Source organism: Gemmatimonadota bacterium, from assembly GCA_040882465.1.
In the GTDB taxonomy this organism is placed as follows: Bacteria; Gemmatimonadota; Gemmatimonadetes; order Longimicrobiales; family Gaopeijiaceae; genus JBBEBG01.
Genome location: JBBEBG010000027.1, coordinates 34,711 through 53,879, shown reverse-complemented (window position 1 = coordinate 53,879; position 19,169 = coordinate 34,711). Strand labels below are relative to the sequence as shown.

The window sequence follows — 19,169 nt, the reverse complement described above, 5'->3', positions numbered from 1 at the left end:
GTCAGCGCTTCTCCCCGTCCTGGATGGGTTGCACCCCGCTCGAGAGGGCGGCCTTGGCGAGGGCGTGGCCCCCTACGGGGCTCGTGTACCAGAGGAAGAGCAGAATCATGACGAGGCGGACCGTCGGTGCCGACAGCCCCGATTCGAACATGAGCCCGATCAGGATCAGCCCGGCGCCCATCGTATCCGTCAGTCCCGCCCCGTGCATGCGCGAGAAAAAATCGGGGAGACGAAGGACTCCGACTCCGCCGACGATCATCAGGATCGAGCCCAGCCCGAGGAACACCCAGGTCAATGCCGTGAGGGCGACTTCCATCAGTCCACCTCTTCCAGGCGGTCTTCGGCCGGCTCCGTCGCCGCCAGATCGCCGTACTCGTAGTACTTCAGGATCGTCAGCGTCCCGATGAAGTTCATCAGGGCGTAAACGATCGCCACGTCCATGAACTCGGGGCGACCGACCGCGAAACCTACCAGGCACATCAGGAGGACCGTCTTCGTTCCGAACATGTTCACGGCCAGCACGCGATCGAAGACCGTGGGCCCCCTGAGAGCCCGAGTCATGGCCATGAACATGGTGCCCAGCACGGCGACGGAGGCGGCCGAGAAGATCATTCGGAACCCTCCACCCAGCAGACCCTTCGCACCATCTCTCCCTCCTGCAACGACTCGGCCGAGTCACGCGTCAGCGCGTACACGACAAGGTCTTCCCCGTCGATCTCGCAGGTGGTGGTGCCCGGTGTGAAAGTGATGGAGTTCCCGAAGAGGAATCGCCCGAGCTCCGTCTTCGTCCGAGCACGAAACCGAAGGAGGACCGGACTGATCGGGAGGGAGGGGGAGAGGATCACCTTCGCGACGGCCATGTTGGAACGGATCGTCTCCAGCAGGAGCCAGGGAATGTAGGCGACGAACCGCGGTGCCATGCCGAGGGGGAGCCCCTCGTCGTCGACGATCCTCATCCGAAGGGCGAGTAGGACGATCCCCGCGCTGCACAGGAGTCCAAGGGTGATCAGAAGCGGCGTGTAATGCCCGGAGAGGGCGAGCCACACGCCAAAGAGGAGAAGAAAGAGGATAGCGGCCCGGAGCATTTTCACGGTCCTTCGCTGCAAGGCCTACGTCGACCCGGCCGGGAAGATCGCGCCGTCCGGATTGCCCAGGATCGGCGCAGCGGGGCCGCCTGCGCGGGTGTCTGTCGTGGCTCCCTGGGGCTGCGGCGTGCGGATATTATCGGAGGGGTACCCGGACGTCAATCCAACTCGCGGACGAGCGCCTTCGCCCGCTCCACGACCGCTGTGGCGGTGAAGCCGAACTCGTCGAAAAGTCGCTCGCCAGGGGCCGAGGCGCCGAAGTGGTCGAGCCCGATCGCCTCGCCGTCCGGACCGATCCAGCGTGGCCATCCGAGCGTCGCCCCCGCCTCGACGGCGACCCGCGCCCGAACAGCCGCCGGGAGTATACGTTCGCGATATTCGTCGTCTTGCTGGGAGAAAACGAACCAGCTGGGAAGGCTCACGACGCGCGTCGGAATCCCTTCCGCCTCGAGGGTTTTCCAGGCCGCGACCGCGAGTTGAAGCTCGGAGCCCGACGCGATCAGAATGACTTTCGGCGCGCCCGCATCCGACGCGCCTGTGTCAGCCGCTCCGCCGGTCCCCGCTTCCCGGAAGACGTACCCACCCCGGAGGACCGCCCCCGGATCCGGAGTCTCCCTTCGTGAAAGGGGCGGCACTCCCTGCCGGGTCAGCGCCAGGAAAGCCGGGCCTCCCCTCCGTTCCAGCGCGAGACGCCAGGCCGCTGCCGTCTCGACCGCGTCCGCGGGGCGGAGGTCCATCAGGTTCGGGATCGCGCGGAGCGCCATGAGGTGCTCGACCGGCTGGTGCGTGGGACCGTCTTCGCCGAGTCCGACCGAGTCGTGCGTGAACACGTAGGTCACGGGGAGCCCCATGATCGCGGCCAGGCGGATCGAGGGGCGCATGTAGTCCGAGAAGATGAGAAAGGTCCCGCCGTATACGCGCACCCCGCCGTGGAGCGCCATCCCGTTCAGGATTCCCCCCATCGCGTGCTCGCGCACCCCGAAGTGGAGGTTTCGACCGCCAGGCGTCCCGCTCTGGAGCGATTCCGCCCCCTTGAGGAGGGTGTTGTTCGAGGGGGCGAGGTCCGCCGATCCCCCGAGGAGGTTCGGGATCGCCGCCGCGAGCCCCTGGAGGATCTTTCCCGAAGTCGAGCGCGTCGCCTCCCCCTTTTCCGCTCCGGAGAAATCCGGGATCGAGGCCTCCCAGCCGTCCCGGAGCTCTCCGCCCAGGCACTCATCGAGCTCCGCCGCGAGCTGGGGAAACTCAGCCCGATACGCCGACATCCGCTCCCGCCACGCGCCCTCGAGCTCGGCTCCCCTCGGTCCCGCTTTCTCCCACTCCTCCCGGGCCTCCTTCGCGACCCAGAAGGGCTCCTGCGATGGATAGCCGAGCGCCTCCTTCGTGAGCCGCACCTCCTCCACACCGAGCGCGGCGCCGTGCGCCTCCGCGGTCCCCGCCTTATTCGGGCTTCCGTAAGCGATCGTGGTGCGGAGAGCGATGAGCGACGGACGGTCCGTCTCGTCGCGGGCGGCCCGGAGCGCCGCGTCGAGCGCATCCAGGTCGTTGCCGTCCTCCACCTGCTGGACGTGCCACCCGTATCCTTCGAAGCGGCGGAGCTGGTCGGTCGAGGTAGCGAGCTCCGTGCTCCCTTCGATCGTGATCTCGTTGTCGTCGAAGACCCAGACGAGCTTTCCCAGCCGCTGGTGCCCGGCGAGCTCGGCCGCCTCGTGCGAGATCCCCTCCATGAGATCCCCGTCGGAGCAGATCGCGTAGGTGAAATGATCCACCACAGTGTGCCCCGGGCGATTGAATCGTGCCGCCAGCCACCGCTCGGCGAGCGCCATCCCCACCGAGTTCGCGACCCCCTGTCCGAGCGGCCCGGTGGTCGTCTCGACCCCCGGCGTGTGATGGAACTCCGGATGCCCCGGGGTGCGGCTCCCCCATTGGCGGAAGTCCTTCAACTCCTCGAGCGGGAGGTCGTATCCCGTGAGGTGGAGGAGGGAGTATATGAGCATCGAACCGTGCCCCGCCGAGAGGACGAAGCGGTCGCGGTCCGGCCACTCGGGGTTCGCCGGGTTGTGCCGGAGGTGATGCCGGAAGAGGAGGTAGCCGGCCGGTGCGAGCGCCATCGGTGCCCCCGGGTGTCCCGACTTCGCGGCCTGCACCGCGTCCATCGAGAGGACGCGGACCGCATCGATGGAGAGGCGCAGGGTGCGCGCGTCGGGAAGGACGAGGGGACCGGCGAGGGTCCGTGTGGAAGGCATCGGCTCGGCTGTCGGACGGTTGTGGCGCAGTGAATGGGCGACCCCGGTCGGCGCGGCGGGGGCGAGGCGCGCGCGGGCGGCCCCGCCCGGGCGTCAGCGGCCTTGCGCGACGACCAGGTTCAACAGGCGGTCGGGAACATAGATGACGCGGCGAAGCTCCGCATCCTCCAGGTGGCGGGCGACGTTCGGCTCCGCGCGCGCGGCGGCGAGCGCGGCCTCTTCGGAGGCCCCCACGGGGAGGGGCACCGTCCCGCGTACCTTCCCATTCACCTGCACGGCGAGGGTGATCGTGTTCTCCTTCGCCTTCTCCGGATCGAAGCCCGGCCAGCTCGCCCCCTCGAAGAGGCCGGCCTGGTGGCCGAGGCGTTCCCAGAGCTCCTCCGCGATGTGCGGCGCAAAGGGGGCGATCATCGGGACCAGAGGCTCCACCTCGGCACGGACCGCCTTTCTTCCTCCCGCGCGCACGACGTTCAGGTATTCCATCATCGCGGCGATCGAGGTGTTGTAGCCCAGCTCGGGAAGCTGCTCCGTCACCTGCGCGATGGTCTGATGGAGCTTCCGTTCCACCGTGGGATCCGGCGTCCCGCTTCCCAGCTCTTCCACCGGCACCACCGTTTCCCAGAGGCGCTTCAGGAAGCCGAAAGGCCCCTGAATCCCCTGGTCGCGGTAGTCGCCTCCCTCCTCGAAGGGCCCCAGGAACATGAGATAGAGGCGGAAGGTGTCGGCCCCGTATTCCTCGATGATCGGATCGGGGACGACGACGTTCCCCTTGCTCTTCGACATCTTCGCGCCGTCGCGAATGATGAGCCCGTGCGCGCGGAAGCGGGTGAAGGGCTCCTCGAACTCGAGGTGGCCCAGATCCTTCAGGGCCATCGTGATGAAGCGCGAATAAAGGAGGTGGAGAACGGCGTGCTCGTTTCCTCCGATGTACGAGTTCACCGGGAGCCAGCGCTTCGTGATCTCCGGGTCGAAGGCGACATCGTCCGAGTCCGCCGAGGGGTAACGGAGAAAGTACCAGGCCGAATCTAGGAAGGTGTCGGAGACGTCGGTCTCGCGGCGTCCCGGCTCCCCGCACTTCGGGCACTCGGTCCGGTACCACGACTCCACCCGCGCGAGCGGGCTCACTCCCGAGTCGTCCGGCTTGAAGTCCTCGACGCGCGGAAGGACGACGGGGAGCTGATCCTCCGGCACCCCGACGGGCCCGCACCGTTCGCAGTACACGATCGGGATCGGCGGCCCCCAATAACGCTGGCGCGAGATGCACCAGTCGTGGAGGCGGTAGTTCACCCGGAGCGCTCCGAGCCCACGCTTCCCCAGCCACTCGGTGATCGCGCGTCGGGCTTCGGAGGATGGCGTCCCTTCGAAGTTCCCCGAGTGCATGAGCGTCCCTTCGCCCGCATACGCGGCCTCGGGCGGCGCGCCAGGATCTCCGCCGGCCTCCAGAATGACGCGGCGGATCGGGAGCCCGAAGGCCTTCGCGAACTCGAAGTCGCGCTCGTCGTGCCCGGGGACCGCCATGATCGCCCCCGTCCCATACTCCATCAGCACGTAGTCCGCGATCCAGACAGGGATGTTTTTCCCCGTGGCCGGATTCCAGCAATAACCCCCGGTGAAGACCCCGGTCTTGGACTTGTCGGTTTTTTTCCGCGTCACCAGGTCCATCCGCGCGACGCGCTCCTGGTAGGCCGCGACGTCAACTTGCCGCTCGGCGGTCGTGACCTCCGCGACGAGGGGGTGCTCCGGGGCGAGGACCATGTAAGTCGCGCCGAAGACGGTGTCCGGGCGGGTCGTGAAGACCTCGATCACCCGCCCCTCCTGTCCAGCGACGGGGAAGCGGAGAAGCGCGCCCTCGCTCCGCCCGAGCCAGTTCTCCTGCGCCTTTTTGGTCGTCTCTGACCAGTCCAGCGACTTCAGGTTCTCGAGAAGGCGCGGCGCGTAATCCGAGGTCTTGAAGAACCACTGCGCGATCCGCCGCTGCTCGACTGGGGTGTCGCACCGCTCGCAGAGACCGCCGATCACCTGCTCGTTTGCGAGCACGGTCTTGCAGGAGGGGCACCAGTTGACCGGGGCCTCCTTCCGCTCCGCAAGCCCGCCGTCGAAAAGCTTGAGGAATAGCCACTGCGTCCACCGGTAGTATTCCGGCGAGGTCGTGTCCACCGAATGGTCCCAATCGAACATCCCCCCGATCCGCCGCAGCTGGCGGGTGAAGTTCGCGACATTTTTCGGAATCAGGTCCATCGGGTGGACGCCGACCTTCATGGCGAAGTTTTCCGAGTGGATTCCGAAGGCGTCGAAGCCCATCGGCTCGAAAACGTTTTTCCCCGTCAGGCGCTGGAAGCGCCCATGTACGTCCGCGCCGGTGAAAGCGTAGATGTTTCCGACGTGGAGCCCCTCCGCGGAGGGGTAGGGGAACATCATGAGATTGTAATAGGGGGCGGCAGCGGAGCGGAGCGCGGCCTCGGTGAAGCGGTTCGTTCCCCGCTCCTCCCAGCGGCTCTGCCACTTCGATTCGACCTCTCCCGGGCGGTAGCGGTCGGGCTCCTGGTTGGCCATGCGGGGAATGTTAATCCCCGGGGTTCATGGGACCAAGGCGCCGCGGGCCGCGACCTCACCTCGCCCGAATGACGATGCTCCCCGAGAGGGTTGAGGCCTCGACGGACCCGTTCCCGTTTCCAGTCACGAAGGTGGCCGTCTCGGAGGGACCGAAACGGCCGCTCCGGGCGATGTCGTCCGGCACTCCGGGAAGCGCGACGCTGATGGATCCCGAAAGGGTCTCCAGCTCGAAGCGGGCGGCCGTGGCGGGGTCGAGCGCCATCTCGACGCGCCCCGAGAAGCTCTCGATGGCGATTTCGCCTCCCGGAGCGAGGGATCCGGTGAAGGTCACTGACCCCGAAACGGTCTCGAGGTCCAACTCACGCACGGGCGTCCCCGAAATGACGGTCACGGCCCCGCTCACGGATTCGGCGTCCAACGCTCCCACATTCCCCTCCAGGCGCACGCTCCCGCTCACGCTCTCCAGCTGGGCTTCCGCCGCCGTCCCCGCGTAACTCACGGAGCCCGAGACCGAGCTCAGGCGCACCTCGGGGGAATCCCCCGCGTAAGTAACGGAACCACTCACGCTCTCGAGGGAGACCGAGTTGGCGTTTCCCGTCGCCCGTACCTCTCCGGAAACGGATTCCGCGTCGAGCTCCACGCCCGCTGGAATTCGGACCGTGAGTGTGCCGCCGCCTCCATTCCCGCGGATATTCCGCCGGTCGATCTCCAAAGAGAAGGATTCGGCGTCGGCGTCAATGTCGAGCTGCTCGAAGGCGGGGTTGTATTGCCCCCTCACTTCGACCTCGTTCCGATTCCAGACCTCGATGGTGATCGAGTGCTGAATGACGTCGATCTGAACTGTCCCGCCCGGACCAAGCGGGCGCAATTCGTTGATCGGAATGTCCTGCCCGAGGAGGGGGACAGCGGTCCAGGCGGCCAGCAACGCCACACCGGCCATCCTCGCGAGCGCCGCACCTTTCGAATGCCGCACCATGGAAGGTTCTCCTTGGGGTTCAGATTTCACGAGGCAGTGCTGCCGCGACCCGGAGGACCCGGAGCTGCGCGTTGAAAAGTGAGTCGAGGGACCGGAGCGCCGGCGCGCTCGCGGGATCCGACTCCAGTGCGGCGCGCACCCGCGCGATCGCCTCTTCGATGACGGCGAGGTTTTCGTCCACGACCTGAACCGTCTCCGGGTCGAGCTGGTCGCGCGTGTCGGCGAGGATCCGCTGGAGCTCGGAGATGGAGGGGGCGTACGCGCCTTCGAGGAGGGCCGCGGTACGCGCGCCCACGAGCTCGCGAGCGTTGGATTCCGGCGCCGGCGACGCGCTCGAGGCGACGTCACCGGACCGGCCCCCCAGCCAGGAGGGGAGGCTCACGAGCCCCCACGAGAGTCCGATGGCGAGAACCAATACGGCGGCCCAGCGGAGACCGCCCGCCCAGCCGGGCATTCCCGCGGCGCCTCGCTCCGAGGGATCGTCGCCCCCGCCGAAGTGGGGCGTGAAGGTCGCGTGTCCGCTACTGATCCCGTCGGCCGCACCCACACGGCTTTGGGCCCGCGCTGCCCTCCACGCCCCCGGTCCAGCGATACGATCTTCGATCGCGTCCCATTCTCCTTCCGGTGGCGCCACATCCACCGCGAGTTGTCGTGCCCCCTCCCTGAGCCGCTCGATCGAGTCGAGCGCGCTCCGGCAGTCGGCGCAGAGGGTGAGGTGCTCGGCCAGCGCTCGCCGCTCGCTCGCCGAGACGAGGCCGTCGGCGAGATCTTGAAGCTGTTCGTCGGATGGATGTGTCATCGTTCCAATGCCTCTCGAAGCAAGCGTCTCGCCCGGTGGAGCTGGGCCTTTACCGTTCCCTCCGCCACCCCCAGGCGATCCGCGATCTCACGGTGTTTGTAACCCTCCACGTCGTGGAGGAGGAAAATCGTCCGCGCCCCGTCCGGGAGCGCCTCGACCGCGCGCTCCAAATCCACCCGCTCTTCCCGGCCGATTCCGCGGGCGGAGGCCGCGGACTCCACCGCCCCCTCGTCTTCGCGCATCCACTCGCGATGCCGCGCGTCACTTCGGAGCCGGTCGAGGATCAGGTTGACCGCGAGGCGGTGGAGCCAGCTCCCGAAGTCGCTCTCGCCCCGAAAGGATCCGATCCGCTCCCAGACGCGAACCCAGACGTCCTGCGACCACCCTTCCGCCTCGTCTCCTCCCCTCGCCATCCGCAGGCAGACGCCGAAGACGCGGCCCCGGTGCGCGCGGTAGAGCGCCTCGAAGGACTGGACGTCGCCGTCCCGTGCCCGGACCGTGAGGGCGCGAGGGTCTCCTGGGTTTCGCGAAAGCGTCGTGGACTCCACCCGGTTCCGTGGCTCGCCGTCCAGAGGGTGCTTGCAACCTTTCGATCCTCTCCACTCGTCATTACATACGACGAGAGGATTTCGCAAAAGGTTTGAATCTCGAGAGGAGGAGGGGAGCGATGCCTGCCCGGAATCTCCTGGGCGACCTTGTGGACGACGTTAGATACGCAATTCGCCAACTTCGGAGGTCCCCCGGATTCGCCGCCGTCGCGATCGTCACCGTCGCTCTCGGGATCGGCGCGAACTCGGCCGTCTTCAGCGTCCTCGACGGCGTCATCCTCAAGCCGCTCCCCTACGCGGCCCCCGAACGGCTCGTGAACATCACGACCGCCTTCCCAGGGCAAGATTTCGACCGCTTCTGGGTCTCCCCACCAGAGTTTTACGAGCTGCGGGAGTGGAACGAGGTCTTCGACGAGGTCGGCGGATATCGGATCGGGACGGGATCCATCGAAACGGACGACCGGCCCCTTCGCGTTCCCTCAGCCGTCGCAACCTGGACCCTCTTCCCCACCCTCGGCGTCGCGCCCGTCCTGGGGCGCGCCTTCACCGAGGAGGAGGATCGGATGGGGGTCGCGCCGGTCGCGATGATTTCCCTCGGCCTCTGGGAGCGCGCCTTCGCCGCCGATCCTGCGATCCTGGGCCGGACGGTTCGGGTCGGCGGTGAGGCAACGACGATCGTGGGCGTCCTCCCCGAAGGGTTCGACCTGGAGGACGCGGGGGTGGATCTCTGGACCCCGCTCAACCGCGCGCAGAACGTGGACCCGAACGACCACGCGAACCGCCGCGGGAATCACTTCATCAACGTGATCGGCCGGCTCTCCGACGGAGTGACGCTCGAACGAGCCGCGGCCGATCTGGACCGCCTCGAGATGCGCTGGCCGGAGGAGTACGGGACGACCCACGCGATCAGCGCCGAGGGGCACCCGATCACCGCCACCAACTTCGTGGACGACGCGTACGGTGAGGTTCGCGCGACGATCCTCCTCCTCATGGGGGCCGTGAGCTTCGTCCTCCTCATCGCCTGCGCGAACGTCGCGAGCCTTCTCCTCGCCAAGTCCGAGCGTCGCACTGGGGAGGTCGCGGTCCGCGTCGCCATGGGCGCGGGGCGAGGCCGCCTGACCCGACAACTTCTGACCGAGGGGGTGATTCTCGGCATTCTCGGCGGAGGAGTCGGACTCCTTCTCGGACGCCTCGCGATCGGCGCGATCCTTCGCGTGAATCCGGACGGAGTGCCCCGCACCGCGGAGATCGGGCTGAACGGCACGGTCGTGGCCTTCACCCTTTTGATCGCTGTGGCGACCGGAGTTCTCTTCGGCCTCGCACCGCTTCTCAGCACGACGCTTGCGCGGGTGGGGAGCACCCTGAAAGCCGGGGGCACGCGCACGACGCGGGGCACCTCCGCGGTCCGGGTCCGGCGGGGGCTCGTGGTTGCGGAAATCGGTCTCGCGGTGATCCTCCTCACCGGGTCCGGGCTGTTGCTCCGTTCCATCCTCGCCCTCCAGAACGTTGATGCCGGATTCGAGCCGGAGGGGGTCCTGACCGCGCAGCTCTCCCTGCCCACCTCCGGATATCCCGAAAACACGGACGTCGGGGCGTTTTACGGGAGGCTACTCGATCGGCTCCGCGCGCTTCCGGGAGTGGTGGCCGCGACCGCGACCTCTGCCTTGCCGCCGGTCCAGACGCTCAATGCGAACGACACGGAGTTCGAGGGCTTCGTTCCGCGACCGGATGGCCCGTCCCAAAACGTGGACTATTGGACGGGGATCGAGGCCGATTTCCTCGAAGCGATGGGAGTGGAGATCGTCGAGGGGCGCGGGTTCGAGCCGGCGGACGCCGGGCCGGATGCGCCCGTCATGCTCGTGAACGAGCGCTTGGCGGAACTCTTTTATCCTGGCGAAAGCGCCGTCGGCCGCCGGATTCGTCCGTTCGGCTATGAGAACTGGCTTGTCGTCGTCGGGGTGGTGGAGAACCTGAAACAGTCCGGTCTCGACGGGGAGGTCGGAACGGAACTCTATTTCTACCACCCGCAGGTCACACAGCTCGGCCTCTCGTATCGGACGATGTACCTCGTCCTTCGCACCACGGGGGACCCGACGTCGCTCGCACCATCCGTCGAGCGAGTCGTGCGTGAGCTCGACGCTTCTCTCCCGGTTTCGGACGTCCGGACCATGGAAGAGAACGTCGCGCGCTCCATGGCTGCACCGCGTTTCCTCACTCTCCTCCTCGGCCTCTTCGCCGGGGTCGCCCTTCTTCTCGCCGGAGTCGGAACGTACAGCGTCATGGCGTACACGGTGGCGGAGCGCACGCGGGAGATCGGGATCCGGATGGCGATCGGGGCGGAGGCGGGGAAGGTGCGGGCGCTGGTCCTGCGCCAGGGCGGGATGCTCGCAGCGATCGGGGTCGCCGTCGGCGTCCTGGGTTCGCTGGCTCTCACGCGATTCCTGGCGTCGCGTCTTTACGAGATTCAGCCCACGGACCTCGCCACCTTCATCGCGGCGCCCCTCTTCCTCACCGCGGTCGCGCTCGTCGCGAGTTATCTCCCCGCGGTGCGGGCGAGCCGGATGGATCCGGTGGCGGCGCTGAGGGAGGATTGAGCGGGAGAGGGTCGGCCCGAGGTGCGACCGTCAGCGAGCGTCCCAGTTCACGGGGCCGTTCAGAAGACGGTTTCGGAACTCCGTGAGGGTATACCGCGTCGTCTGCACGCCGACGTCGTACATGGCATCCCAGAGCGGACCCTCCCCGTACCCCATCCCATAGACGGTGATCCGCGTGGAGGCGTCCGAGACCGGATCGAAGAGGTATGCGGTGTGGGCCTCGCGCACGGTCTCGAGAGGGAAGGGATAACCGGGCGGCACCGCGGCGACCCGCATCGCGAACATCCGGCTCGGGACGTGGGCGAGGATCTCATTTCGGATGTTGCCGTCCGCGCCGAGCCGGGCCGTCCGGTCGTAACTCGCCTCCCAAACTCCTCCGACCTCGAGTTCCACCCCGACGACCGGGGCCATCCAGCTCCGGAGCCCTTCGGAAGTGGTCCAGAGCCCCCAGACCTCGCCGACGGGGGCATCCACCGTGGTCCGGATCGCGAGGACACGCCTTCCCGCGTCGTCCCGATAGGAGACATCCTCGATCGCCGCCGTTCCACCGGCCGCGATCTGCGCGATGGCCGCGGGCGGGCGCCCTCCGAGTGCGCACCAAAGGCCAAATGCCGCCACCCACACGCGGCTCGCTCCGGCGTTCACAACCGGAAGGCCCCCGCACGCACGTTCACGGCCGGAAGGCCCGCGCCCCTCGCGTTCACGGTTGAAAGGCCGCCGCGCCCGCGTCCGCGACCTGGAGATCCTGGTCGGGGCGCACTCCACTCGCCGCGATGGCGCCGACGATCGTGTCGCCGATCCGTATAGGAACGCCCCCGGGGATCGCCGTCGCGTCGGGGATCGCGGTGACCGTCCCTGCCGCGACGCCCGCGACATAGTCGGCCGTGGACATTCCGGCGGCGATCACGGTTTGCGCCTTCCCCATCGCGAAGTCGAAGGAGCGGGCGGAAGCGCCGTCGAGTCGCCGCACGAGGACCGGAACTCCGTCGGCGTCGGTGATCACGATCGTGACCTTCCAGTTGTTCGCCTCAGCCTCGGCCTGTGCGGCGCCCGCCGCCCGTTCCGCCGCAGCGAGCGAAAGCGCCGCCTGCGCCGCCGACTCGCTCGGGGCAGTGAAGGGAAGGGCGAGAAGGAGAAGGGGCAAGGGTCCAAGCACGCCAAACACGCGAAGATTCACGAAACGCTCCATGGGGCGGACTGGAAACTCGAACTGCGGGAGGTGGAGGATACACGGCGGGCGGCTCGAGGGTCCGGAGACTCGTATCCGGCGGATCCGCGATTCTGTACCTTTCGAATGCCCCGGTCCTCGAGGCCGGGGTGATTTTCAACCCCAAACCAAGTTTCAGCTGAAACGCTTCCCGGGGCCGGCATGACGCCAGTCGGCATTCGACCGCGCGGGCCCCGTGCGCGGGTCAGCGCGCCCGCCCTCTCGTTCGCGGTTTTATTCGCCCTGGCCGGGGGTGCGCTCTTCGCCCCGGTGGGAATCGAGGGACAGTCCGTCCCCGAAGCGGATGCGCCGGGGACGGTGGGTCCCCCGCAGCCGGCTCCGACTTCGGCCGCTCCCGCCGCCATGACGCGGGACGCCGCGGGGAACACCACGGTCCGCGCCTTCCGCGTGGACACCCCGATCCAGGCGGACGGTCGCCTCGACGAGCCTTTCTACGCGAACACCCCCGCGGTCTCCGACTTCGTCCAGGCGGTTCCGATCGAGGGTGGCGAGCCCACGGAGCGGACCGAAGCCTGGATGGCCTTCGATGACACGAACGTCTACGTCTCGGCGCGGATCTGGGACTCGGAGGGTGAGGATGGTTGGATCGCGAACGAGATGCGGCGCGACTCGAACCAGCTTCGCGCGAACGACTCCTTCGGAGTCTATCTGGACACCTACCATGACGGGCGAAACTCCCTCGCCTTCTTCGTAAATCCGATCGGGGGCTTCGCGGACCTCCAGATCACCAACGAGGGGAACCCCAACTTCGACTGGAATCCGGTAGCGGAGGTTCGGACGGGCCGCTTCGACGGGGGATGGACGGTCGAGATGGCGATTCCTTTCAAGTCGCTTCGTTACCGTCCGGGAGTCGAGCAGGTGTGGGGAATCCAGATGCGGCGATCCGTCCTCCGCGACAACGAATGGATCTACCTCACCCCGCTCCCCCTCCAGGTCGTCGGGCCCGGCTCCAACGGGGTCTTTCGGGTCTCGATGTATGGCGACCTCGTCGGAATCGAGGCACCCCCGGTCGGCCGCAACATCGAGGTGAAGCCCTACCTGACCTCCGGGCTGAGCACGGACCTGGTCGCCGACCCGGCCATCGAGAACGACTTCGCGGCCGACGTGGGGCTCGACGTCAAATATGCCGTCACGCAGAACCTGACGCTCGACCTCACCGTCAATACGGACTTCGCGCAGGTCGAGGTGGACGAGCAGCAGGTGAACCTCACCCGCTTCAATCTCTTTTTTCCGGAGAAGCGGGAGTTTTTCTTGGAGGGGCGCGGGATCTTCGATTTTGGGGTGGGAGGCACCGGTCCGGGAGGGCCGGGCGGTGGTGGCGGCGGTTCGGCCCCCACTCTCTTCTACTCGCGGCGCATCGGAATTCAGGGGGGCGACCCGGTCCGGGTGCTCGGGGGCGGGAGACTCACGGGGAAGATCGGTTCCTTCGACGTCGGCGTGTTGAGCATCCAGACCGCCGACGAGGCCGAGATCGGCGCCGTGTCCACGAACTTCTCCGTGCTGCGGCTCCGGCGAGACATTTTTTCGCGGAGTAACATCGGGGTCCTCCTCGAAAACCGCTCCCGCTCGCTCGCGGCGCCCGGCGAGTCGAACCAGGCGTGGGGGGTGGACGGTTCCTTCGGATTCAACGACGAGGCGAACTTCGTCACCCACTATGCGCGGTCGCGGACGCCGGGACTCGAAGGGAACGACCAGAGCTACCGGGGGCGCTTCAACTACGACACGGACCTCTTCGGGGGAAGCCTCGACTACCTCGTCGTGGGCGACGACTTCAATCCCGAGCTGGGCTTCGTGCGCCGCAGGGGGTTCCGGCAGACCTAGCTTTCGGCGAGTTACAGCCCGCGGCCGGCGTCTATCTCCTGGATCCGGCAGATCACGTTCGCGGGGAATCTGGGATATTTCGAAAACGACGTGGCCGGCTTCGTGGAGAGTCGGTCCCGGGGTGGGCGGGTGCAGGTGGACCTCGAAAACGGCGACGCCATCACCCTGAACGGCTCCGACAACTACGAGTTCCTTCCGGAAGACGAGCGCATCTCGGGCGCGCTCTTCGAGGCGGGGCGCTACTCCTACACCGACTTCCAGGCCAGCTACCGATTCGGGCCCCAGCGTCCCTGGCAGGGGAATCTCAGCGTCCAGTGGGGCGAGTTTTACACCGGGGACCGGCTCTCGGTCGGGCTCGGGAATGGCCGCATCGAGGTCACTCCACGGATCTCTCTGGAACCGAGCCTCGAGTTCAACTGGCTCGACCTCCCGCAGCAGCAGGAACCAGGGGAGTTCGACCAACATGTGGCCCGCACGCGGGTGACCTACACCATGACCCCGCGCGCATATCTGAGCGGGCTCATTCAGTACAACACGGGTAGCGACAGCTTCAGCGGCAACTTCCGGCTCCGGTGGGAGTGGGCGCCGGGGAGCGAGCTCTTCATCGTCTACACCGAGGACCGGAGCACCGATGTCCTGGGGGACCGCTGGTCCGAGCTCTCGAACCGGGGGCTCATGATCAAGGTGACGCGGCTCTTTCGGCCGTAGGAGCCCGCGTCAGCGGCCTCGGCGCATCGCCGTCAGCGTCCGGTCCAGGGCGTCCGCGAAGGACCGCTTGTCCCGGTCCGTGTAGGGCTTCGGTCCCCCGGTCTCCACGCCCGTGGACCGGAGCGAATCCATGAAATCGCGGATCGAGAGGCGCTCCCGCACGTTTTCCTCGGAGTAGAGCTCGCCACGCGGGTCGATCACCACGACGCCGCGTTCCACGAGCGTCGCCGCGAGCGGAATGTCCGCAGTCACGGCGATGTCTCCCGCCTCCGCGTGGTCCGCGATATGGCGGTCGGCGACGTCCGGTCCGCCCTGCACGCGCACGGCACTCAGGTGCGGGTTGTTCAGGGGGAGGGTCAGCCGCTGATTCGCGACCAATACGGTCCGAATCTCGAGGCGCAGGGCGGCCCGAAAAACGACTTCCTTCGCCTCGCGTGGGGCCGCGTCCGCGTCGATCCAGATCTTCAATTCCGACCCTCGGCGCGGGGAGCGGGGGAGGGGGCGCCCGCCCGCCGGCCTAAAGCGCGCCCTGCGCGAGGATCATGACGGCTCCCGCGACGACGATGTAGAAGAACTCGATCAGAATCGCGGCCGAGCTCTTCTTCACGTACGCGCCGGAGGAGGCCACGAACATCGCAGCCGCAAGGATCGCGAGGATCGCCGTGAAGAGGGCGTTCGTGGTCGCCGTGATTCCCACCACCGTGGCCAGGAGGAAGAGAGCGGCGAACTGCGAGACCATCGCGCCCACCGGCATGGAGGAGGCCGAGCCCAACTGCACTCCGGCGCCCGCCGCCCATTTCACGCCGAACACCTTCGGGCTGTACCAGAGCCATCCCACCAGAAACGCTGCCACCGCCCCGAGAACGACAGCCAGCCAGTTCACCGCACTGAAGTCTTCCATCGTGAGGTCCTCAATTGCGGAAGGGAGGTCACTCTGCCGGGAATGGCGGATTCGGCGCGAACGGCGACGAAACGCTCCACGGTAACCTGGGAGCTTCTCCGGGGACAGAAAATCTTCGTCGCTGGAGCCGCCGCCCTGACGCGCCCAGCTCGCCTAGTCCAGGATCTCGAACGGATCCGCCCGCTGAGGCGAAGCGCCTCGGGACGAGGCCGGAGGAGGGCCGGGTCAGTTGAGGACGAGTCGGAGCGCGCGTCCGTCGCGCGTGCGGTAGGTGGCGAAGCCCCGGCGATCCAATGTGAAGATGTCGTCCAAGCTCAGGATCTCGGCGAGGAGGAGGAGTGTCGCGTCCGCGAAGTCCATCGGCGTGTCGAGGTATTTTTCCATCAGTGCGGCCGCCTCGTGGAGCTCGGTCGCCCCACAGAGATCGTAGATCTCCAGGGCACCGGCCGTGGCGAGCGCGGCGAGGTGACGGGGCCCGGCCCGATCGGCCGCGACGAAATGCATGGCCTCGGTCACCACGGCGCTGGTTGTCGCCAATCGCCCCCGAAACGCGTCCCAGCATACCGAGACCTCCCAGTGCGCGGGATCGTCCGCGTCGAGGTACGCAACGAGGGGTCCCGTATCCAGGAGCCAGACCTTCAACGGCGCCAGTTACGCCGATGGAGTTCGGCCCGCCATCCTTCCCGGGTATGGTCTCCCAAGTGCAGGCGCCCCCGGAGCTGGCTGGTTCGGAGTGCGAGAGGCCGTTCCTCCACGGCGTTCCGCAAGATCTCCCGCGCCGTCTCGGACAGGGATTTTCCCTGCTCTCGGCCCCGGGCCTCCAGCGCCTCGCGGAGCGCCTCATCCAATCGGATTGTCAACGTCGTACTCATGTGTACATATGTAATACATCGCGTCGCATCCCTCAACGCCGGACGTTTGGCGGAACCACGAAATCTCGAGGGGGTCCAGGGGCGCAGGAATGGCTGGGCTGTATGGCCCGCCCAGCGCCATTAGTCCAGAATCTGGAACGGATCCGCCCGCCGGGGCGCCTCTTCCCGCATCCAGGCCATGAGTCCCGCGAAGTCGCCCTCCCACCTGGACCAGAGGGCGTCGAAGTCGGGGAGGCGGTGAAAGTAGAGGCTCCGCGAGAGGAGGGTCGCATTGTTCAGCGGCTCCGTCGCCAGAAACCCATAGGCTGCGAAGCGGAGACCCGGCTGGACTTGCTCCAAGAACTCCACGCGCGCTTCCCGGTAGATCTCCGCCCGCTCCGCGAGGAGGGCATCCAGCCCCACGTCCGAGAGAGGCCCGGGCACCGCACCGGGGGGCGGGCCGGGGTCCGCGCCGGAGGCGAGCCCCTCTCCTCGCGCCCCCAGCGCATACAGCGCCCGGATCCGCCCCTCGAGCGCCGTGATGAAGCGCGAGATGTCGAGCGCATCCGCCCAGAGGTCGCGCGCCCGAGCGCACTTCACCGTCGCCGGGCCGCCCCCCTCTCGTCCGCAAAAAAACTCGATCGCGGCCGCGTGCCCCACGAAGGTGGCGAAGGACTCGTTGAAGGTCCCCCGGCTACCGATGTAGAGGTGATTGTGCGCCAGCTCGTGGAGGACCGTTTCCACGAGGGAGACGTCATTCTGGCGGAGGAGCGTGGAATAAAGCGGGTCCGCGAACCAACCGAGCGTCGAGAAAGCAGCCGTCGGCCGCAGGTACGTGTCGAACCCCTCCCGCTCCAACTGATCCCGCGCGCGCTCCCCACCTTCGACGGAGAAGTACGCCCGGTACGGCACCCGCCCCGTGATCGGAAACCACCAGGTGCGAAACTCGAGCCGGTCGCGGTAGGCGGCGGAGAGAACGAGCGCGAGTGTGTCGGACGGGAGCGCGGCGAAGGAGGTGTACGAATCTCCCGCGTTCTGGAAGCCGAGCCTCTCGACCGCGAAGAGGCGCGCGTCGTGCACCAGGCGGAGGCTCGCTCGGGTCGCCGGATCCACCGCGGGATCCGTCATCACCTCGGTGAGGGGCTCCCGCGAGGCGAGGATCCGCGCCTGCGCCCAACCCGCCCGCACCACGTAGATCGGGTTGCAGGCGGGAAGGAGAAGGAGCGTGAGGAGGAGGAGCGCGAGCCGGGCGAGGGCGCCGGAGGTCCGAGCCTCATTCGTGTCCATGGGCGCGCCAAGCGCTGCGCCTACTCCTTCTCGCCCAGCACGGCATGCGGATGGAACCGGAGCCCAGGGTTGTGGCCGGCGACGCGGCGAATGTGGGCGACCGCCTCCTGCGCCGAGTCCGTCAGGAAGAGGAGGTCCAGGTCCTTTCCGTCGATCGTCCCCCTCGCGAGGGGACGGTCGCGGAGGAAGTCGAGAAGGGGAGCCCAAAACTCGGTGCCCACGAGGACGAGGGGGAACCCCCAGATTTTTCCGGTCTGGACGAGGGTCGCCGTCTCGAAGATTTCGTCCATCGTGCCGAAGCCGCCGGGGAGGGCGATGAACCCGTACGAATACTTCAGGAGCATCACCTTTCTGACGAAGAAGTGATTGAACTCGACGAATTTGTCCAGGTAGGAATTCGGAAGCTGCTCCATGGGAAGCTCGATGTTGCAACCGATCGAAGTGCCTCCCGCCTCGCGCGCGCCGCGGTTTGCCGCCTCCATGATCCCTGGACCACCGCCCGTCATGACGGTGAACCCCGCGTGGGCGAGCTCGGCGCCGACCTCCCTCCCCAGCTCGTAATAACCGTTCCCTTCGAAGATCCGGGCCGAGCCGAACACCGTGACGCAGGGCCCCACGAAGTGGAGCGCGCGAAATCCCCTCACGAACTCGCTCCCGATCCGCAGGACGCGCATGAACTCCTCGCGCCGGCTCCGCGGCCCCTCGAGGAAAATGCGCTCGTTCTCGCGGGCCGCTGGGGTGCTCGGCTTCGCGTCCTGCCCCATCGGCGCGCTTCCGGCCTTGTCGGGCGGCGCTTTTCCAACAGGCCCGTCCTTTCCGGGCATCAGGCTCCTCCTCCCCCGAACTGGTCTCGCGGCCAGAGCGCCGGACGGGCCTCAGAGCAGAGCGAGATCGGTGTGGCGCCTCGTCGCACGGATCAACCGCGCATCCCGGGTCGCGAGGGGGGCGCTGAGGCGTTCCGCGAGGGCGACGTAGGTAGCGTCGTACGCGGAGAAATTCTCACGCAGCGCCAAGATTCGCTCGAGAAGCGCAGTGTGCCCATGCCGGATGAGGGGGAGGTCCAGGTAGTCCTCCACTACGCCGTCGCCACGGTCCCCGGGTAGGAAGCCCATCCGCGAAAGGCGCCGGACCGCCGATACGACCTCGATGTCGCAAAGCGCGGGGACGTGGAGATCAGCAATTTCGTCCTCGATGAGCGCTGCGACGGGATCGGCGCGACCAGTGCGGAGAAGGATCTCGAGGAGCACCGACGAATCGCAGACCAGCGCGGTCAGCGCGCCCACCGATCCCGTTCTTCACGGATGTACTCCGCTACGGTCTTTGGAAGCTTCACGGGGCTCCGACTCCGGATTCGGGCCAGTACCTCTTGTACCGGGGGTCTCGCCACCTCTCGTTCCAGAATCCCTTGGACGTAATCCGTGAGCGTCTGGCCGCGAGCCTCGGCTCGCTCTACGAGCGCACGGTGTAAGTCGTCGGACACGTTTCTCACCTGGATCATCTTGGGCATGGAAGAACGCTATCACATGTGACGCACATGCGATAGGGGCGGAGCCGGTCGCGGCCCGGGGGGCCTCA

General features: G+C 67.4%; 20 protein-coding genes. 3 read left to right on the top strand and 17 right to left on the bottom strand.

Annotation, left to right across the window (positions count from 1 at the left end):
- Nucleotide 1: 1 nt before the first annotated feature.
- From mnhG to WEG36_09940, 8 genes are all read right to left on the bottom strand, one after another.
- Nucleotides 2-316 carry a monovalent cation/H(+) antiporter subunit G gene (gene mnhG / locus WEG36_09975; GenBank protein MEX1257934.1) on the bottom strand — a complete coding sequence of 105 codons (315 nt, stop codon included), beginning with the start codon at nucleotides 314-316 and terminating at the stop codon, nucleotides 2-4.
- Entirely contained in the window at nucleotides 316-612 is a 297-nt protein-coding gene (locus WEG36_09970) for a monovalent cation/H+ antiporter complex subunit F (protein ID MEX1257933.1), read from the bottom strand. Before WEG36_09970 ends, mnhG begins: the two co-directional genes overlap by 1 nt.
- A complete protein-coding gene (locus WEG36_09965; GenBank protein MEX1257932.1) occupies nucleotides 609-1,085 on the bottom strand; it encodes a Na+/H+ antiporter subunit E in 477 nt (158 codons plus the stop codon). The genes WEG36_09970 and WEG36_09965 overlap by 4 nt, the downstream gene beginning before the upstream one ends.
- Before the next feature lie 158 nt (nucleotides 1,086-1,243).
- The gene (tkt, locus tag WEG36_09960) at nucleotides 1,244-3,328 is read right to left on the bottom strand and encodes a transketolase (GenBank protein MEX1257931.1); all 2,085 of its coding nucleotides are present in this window, start codon (nucleotides 3,326-3,328) and stop codon (nucleotides 1,244-1,246) included.
- Between the two features lie 93 nt (nucleotides 3,329-3,421).
- Nucleotides 3,422-5,881: a leucine--tRNA ligase gene (gene leuS, locus WEG36_09955; GenBank protein MEX1257930.1), complete on the bottom strand. Its 2,460-nt coding sequence runs from the start codon at nucleotides 5,879-5,881 to the stop codon at nucleotides 3,422-3,424.
- 55 nt (nucleotides 5,882-5,936) lie between these two features.
- Nucleotides 5,937-6,857, bottom strand: a complete 921-nt coding sequence (locus tag WEG36_09950; protein MEX1257929.1) for a DUF4097 family beta strand repeat-containing protein — start codon at nucleotides 6,855-6,857, stop codon at nucleotides 5,937-5,939.
- A gap of 19 nt (nucleotides 6,858-6,876) precedes the next feature.
- The gene (locus tag WEG36_09945; protein MEX1257928.1) at nucleotides 6,877-7,656 is read right to left on the bottom strand and encodes a zf-HC2 domain-containing protein; all 780 of its coding nucleotides are present in this window, start codon (nucleotides 7,654-7,656) and stop codon (nucleotides 6,877-6,879) included.
- Nucleotides 7,653-8,204 (bottom strand): RNA polymerase sigma factor, encoded by a 552-nt coding sequence (locus tag WEG36_09940; protein ID MEX1257927.1) that lies wholly within the window; start codon nucleotides 8,202-8,204, stop codon nucleotides 7,653-7,655. The genes WEG36_09945 and WEG36_09940 overlap by 4 nt, the downstream gene beginning before the upstream one ends.
- Before the next feature lie 119 nt (nucleotides 8,205-8,323).
- Between WEG36_09940 and WEG36_09935 the strand changes: the two genes are divergently transcribed.
- The gene (locus WEG36_09935; GenBank protein ID MEX1257926.1) at nucleotides 8,324-10,798 is read left to right on the top strand and encodes an ABC transporter permease; all 2,475 of its coding nucleotides are present in this window, start codon (nucleotides 8,324-8,326) and stop codon (nucleotides 10,796-10,798) included.
- 30 nt (nucleotides 10,799-10,828) lie between these two features.
- Here WEG36_09935 and WEG36_09930 read toward each other — a convergent pair whose 3' ends face one another.
- Nucleotides 10,829-11,422 (bottom strand): SRPBCC domain-containing protein, encoded by a 594-nt coding sequence (locus tag WEG36_09930; GenBank protein ID MEX1257925.1) that lies wholly within the window; start codon nucleotides 11,420-11,422, stop codon nucleotides 10,829-10,831.
- 76 nt (nucleotides 11,423-11,498) lie between these two features.
- Nucleotides 11,499-11,975, bottom strand: coding sequence for a heme-binding protein (locus WEG36_09925; protein MEX1257924.1), 477 nt, complete (start codon nucleotides 11,973-11,975; stop codon nucleotides 11,499-11,501).
- A 192-nt stretch (nucleotides 11,976-12,167) separates the two neighbouring features.
- Between WEG36_09925 and WEG36_09920 the strand changes: the two genes are divergently transcribed.
- Both WEG36_09920 and WEG36_09915 read left to right on the top strand, forming a co-directional pair.
- Nucleotides 12,168-13,847: a DUF5916 domain-containing protein gene (locus tag WEG36_09920; protein MEX1257923.1), complete on the top strand. Its 1,680-nt coding sequence runs from the start codon at nucleotides 12,168-12,170 to the stop codon at nucleotides 13,845-13,847.
- Nucleotides 13,848-13,937: 90 nt separating this feature from the next.
- On the top strand, nucleotides 13,938-14,555 hold the full coding sequence (locus WEG36_09915; GenBank protein MEX1257922.1) for a hypothetical protein: 618 nt from the start codon (nucleotides 13,938-13,940) through the stop codon (nucleotides 14,553-14,555).
- 9 nt (nucleotides 14,556-14,564) lie between these two features.
- On the opposite strand, the gene WEG36_09910 is transcribed toward WEG36_09915, so the two are convergent.
- The 7 genes from WEG36_09910 to WEG36_09880 all read right to left on the bottom strand — a co-directional run bounded on the left by WEG36_09910 (nucleotide 14,565) and on the right by WEG36_09880 (nucleotide 19,101).
- The gene (locus WEG36_09910) at nucleotides 14,565-15,023 is read right to left on the bottom strand and encodes a YaiI/YqxD family protein (protein MEX1257921.1); all 459 of its coding nucleotides are present in this window, start codon (nucleotides 15,021-15,023) and stop codon (nucleotides 14,565-14,567) included.
- A gap of 49 nt (nucleotides 15,024-15,072) precedes the next feature.
- Nucleotides 15,073-15,456: a DUF1761 family protein gene (locus tag WEG36_09905; protein ID MEX1257920.1), complete on the bottom strand. Its 384-nt coding sequence runs from the start codon at nucleotides 15,454-15,456 to the stop codon at nucleotides 15,073-15,075.
- A 225-nt stretch (nucleotides 15,457-15,681) separates the two neighbouring features.
- Nucleotides 15,682-16,098 (bottom strand): hypothetical protein, encoded by a 417-nt coding sequence (locus WEG36_09900; GenBank protein MEX1257919.1) that lies wholly within the window; start codon nucleotides 16,096-16,098, stop codon nucleotides 15,682-15,684.
- A gap of 350 nt (nucleotides 16,099-16,448) precedes the next feature.
- The gene (locus tag WEG36_09895; GenBank protein MEX1257918.1) at nucleotides 16,449-17,594 is read right to left on the bottom strand and encodes an aminopeptidase; all 1,146 of its coding nucleotides are present in this window, start codon (nucleotides 17,592-17,594) and stop codon (nucleotides 16,449-16,451) included.
- A gap of 20 nt (nucleotides 17,595-17,614) precedes the next feature.
- Complete coding sequence (locus WEG36_09890) at nucleotides 17,615-18,418, bottom strand: TIGR00730 family Rossman fold protein (GenBank protein ID MEX1257917.1); 804 nt, start codon at nucleotides 18,416-18,418, stop codon at nucleotides 17,615-17,617.
- Between the two features lie 51 nt (nucleotides 18,419-18,469).
- Nucleotides 18,470-18,877, bottom strand: a complete 408-nt coding sequence (locus WEG36_09885) for a type II toxin-antitoxin system VapC family toxin (protein ID MEX1257916.1) — start codon at nucleotides 18,875-18,877, stop codon at nucleotides 18,470-18,472.
- Nucleotides 18,865-19,101, bottom strand: coding sequence for a hypothetical protein (locus WEG36_09880; protein MEX1257915.1), 237 nt, complete (start codon nucleotides 19,099-19,101; stop codon nucleotides 18,865-18,867). The genes WEG36_09885 and WEG36_09880 overlap by 13 nt, the downstream gene beginning before the upstream one ends.
- Between the last annotated feature and the right edge of the window lie 68 nt (nucleotides 19,102-19,169).

Excerpts from the sequence above, each read along its gene's own strand:
- WEG36_09935 (MEX1257926.1), top strand. The coding sequence starts at position 8,324 with ATGCCTGCCCGGAATCTCCTGGGCGACCTTGTGGACGACGTTAGATAC.
- mnhG (MEX1257934.1), bottom strand. The coding sequence starts at position 316 with ATGGAAGTCGCCCTCACGGCATTGACCTGGGTGTTCCTCGGGCTGGGC.
- WEG36_09965 (MEX1257932.1), bottom strand. The coding sequence starts at position 1,085 with ATGCTCCGGGCCGCTATCCTCTTTCTTCTCCTCTTTGGCGTGTGGCTC.
- WEG36_09895 (MEX1257918.1), bottom strand. The coding sequence starts at position 17,594 with ATGGACACGAATGAGGCTCGGACCTCCGGCGCCCTCGCCCGGCTCGCG.
- WEG36_09970 (MEX1257933.1), bottom strand. The coding sequence starts at position 612 with ATGATCTTCTCGGCCGCCTCCGTCGCCGTGCTGGGCACCATGTTCATG.
- WEG36_09890 (MEX1257917.1), bottom strand. The coding sequence starts at position 18,418 with ATGCCCGGAAAGGACGGGCCTGTTGGAAAAGCGCCGCCCGACAAGGCC.
- tkt (MEX1257931.1), bottom strand. The coding sequence starts at position 3,328 with ATGCCTTCCACACGGACCCTCGCCGGTCCCCTCGTCCTTCCCGACGCG.
- WEG36_09950 (MEX1257929.1), bottom strand. The coding sequence starts at position 6,857 with ATGGTGCGGCATTCGAAAGGTGCGGCGCTCGCGAGGATGGCCGGTGTG.
- WEG36_09880 (MEX1257915.1), bottom strand. The coding sequence starts at position 19,101 with ATGCCCAAGATGATCCAGGTGAGAAACGTGTCCGACGACTTACACCGT.
- WEG36_09920 (MEX1257923.1), top strand. The coding sequence starts at position 12,168 with ATGACGCCAGTCGGCATTCGACCGCGCGGGCCCCGTGCGCGGGTCAGC.
- leuS (MEX1257930.1), bottom strand. The coding sequence starts at position 5,881 with ATGGCCAACCAGGAGCCCGACCGCTACCGCCCGGGAGAGGTCGAATCG.
- WEG36_09905 (MEX1257920.1), bottom strand. The coding sequence starts at position 15,456 with ATGGAAGACTTCAGTGCGGTGAACTGGCTGGCTGTCGTTCTCGGGGCG.
- WEG36_09945 (MEX1257928.1), bottom strand. The coding sequence starts at position 7,656 with ATGACACATCCATCCGACGAACAGCTTCAAGATCTCGCCGACGGCCTC.